General features: G+C 70.7%; 2 protein-coding genes. Both read right to left on the bottom strand.

Annotated elements, in window-relative coordinates:
- Window positions 1-261: 261 nt before the first annotated feature.
- Window positions 262-912 (bottom strand): DUF3047 domain-containing protein, encoded by a 651-nt coding sequence (locus tag PKE44_RS18890; RefSeq protein WP_324554313.1) that lies wholly within the window; start codon window positions 910-912, stop codon window positions 262-264.
- On the bottom strand, window positions 909-1,904 hold a 996-nt coding region (locus PKE44_RS18885), incomplete at its 5' end, for a hypothetical protein (RefSeq protein WP_324554311.1). The genes PKE44_RS18885 and PKE44_RS18890, both read right to left, overlap by 4 nt.

The raw sequence follows: 1,904 nt of genomic DNA, 5'->3' as shown, positions 1-1,904 counted from the left end.
CTCAAAAACACATTCCGGAACAACCACTTGCTTCTGGGTTTGCGAGCGCTGCGGGTGAGGGCGGGTTGCGAGGTGCACTTGGCGCTGACCAGGTGGCGGGCGGTGGTTACAACATCCTGATTATAAAAGAAAACTCCGCTTGCGAGCGTTGCCCGGGATTTTGGCGGCACCGGAGCGCTCGCAGCGCGGGCGGCAGTGTCGGGTGGTTCGGGGGCGCGGACAGGGTGTGCCAGCGCACCGGAAATGTCCAGAAAGCCGGGATTACGGTGCGGCCCGGAATTCGATATCGCCGTACCACGCTTCCGCCGCCCGCCCGGAATTGTCCATGTCGGTCATGATCGCCACGGCATCGACCGCCGGGATGTCCTCGCCGAAGGCCGTGCGCAGGTCGGCGGCGAGGTTGCGGGTTTCGTGCTGCCAGTGGTGCAGGTCCTTCGGGCCGGAGCGCAGCACGAGCATCTTCGCGTTGCCGGTGAACGGATTGTCCCAGTGCGCACCGGCCGGTTCGCGCGCAGCCCAGACGTAGACCAGCGTCCGCGTCTTCCAGAATGCCACGCCGCCCGAAATCACCACGTACACGCGCGCCGCGAAATCATCGCCGGCCTTGCTGCGTTCATCCGGGCCGTTCTGCGGCAGCGCATCGACCCGCCAGTCCCAGGCGATCACCGGCGTCTGCGTCAGGTCGATGCGCTGCTCGCGGAACAGCCCCGAAGCCGTGCCTTTCGCTTCGGCGTGCAGGCCGCTGCGGCCGTCGATGCGGCCGGGGGTGTAGGTGGTTTCACCCTGGAAGGATTTCACCTGCCAGCCGTTCAGCTCGCCCGGCACGAAGCGCACGACGGCGGAACCGGCGAGGGCCGGGGCGGCGGCAAGGCTGCCGAGCAGGGCGAACAGCAGGGGCAGGCGGGGATTCATGGCGGGCTTTCCTCCAGCCAGTCGGCCGGCAGGCCGGGATCGTCGAAATGGCGTTCGCCGACGAAGGCGATCGCATGCCGGCCGCGTTCGCGCATCGCGCCGGCCGAGGCCACGCCCATCGGCCACAGCAGCCAGCGCTCCGGGCGCTCGCTGCCGGGAATGAGACCGTCGGGATCGAACAAGGTCTGCGTGCCGGCATCGGCATCGGTGTCGGTATACAGGGCGGTGTAATCGACGCTGCGATACGGCACGAACGGGCGGCCGTCGTCCTCGTCGAGCGCGATCAGGTAATGCGTGGCGCTGGCGATGCGCAGGCGCAGATGACGACCGGGGCGAAACGCCGGCGCCGGGTACGGGGCGATCGGCGTTTCCGCCAGCGCCGCGGCGGCGGCCGTCAGGCGCAGGCCGGCGCGCGGGAACAGCAGGTGGTAGCAGCCGCAGGCGTGGATCGAGTCGTAGACATACGGGCGGCCGTCGGCGTCGAGCGTCACGCGCCAGATCAGGCCGTCGAGGCGGCCGGCGTACAGCGCACCTGCGGCTGGCGGGCGCGCGGCGAACCAGATCAGCCAGTTCAGCTGCAGCACCGGCCGGCCGTGCAGGCGGCTCAGCGACGGCCACTGATAGACGCGCGGCTCGGGCCGGAAGTCGAGGCGGCCGTCGGCGCGGCGCAGCGGCCGGCCGGGGAGATCGGCATCCGTGCGGCCGTCGATCTCGAACACCGGCGCGTGCAGCGCGAACAGCGCATCGAGCTGGGCGGCGGTCGGCACCGGCACATCGAGCGCATCGCGGCGCAGCCGGCCGACCGCCTGCGGCGGTGCCGGCAGCGGACCGAAGCGCTGCGTCGTGGCGGGCGATGGCGGCGGATCGGCGAGGCGCGCCAGCGTTTCCTGCCGGTAGCGCGCCCCGAGCGCCTGCACCGGCAGCACGCTCAGCGGCCACAGCCCGAGCACGCGCGCCACCGTGGAATAGTCGGAAGGCACCTGCACGGCGGC

The organism is Plasticicumulans sp. (assembly GCF_035331805.1).
GTDB lineage: Bacteria > Pseudomonadota > Gammaproteobacteria > Competibacterales > Competibacteraceae > Plasticicumulans.
Note: the sequence above shows the minus strand (reverse complement) of the source record. Positions and strands in the feature narration are given on the sequence as shown.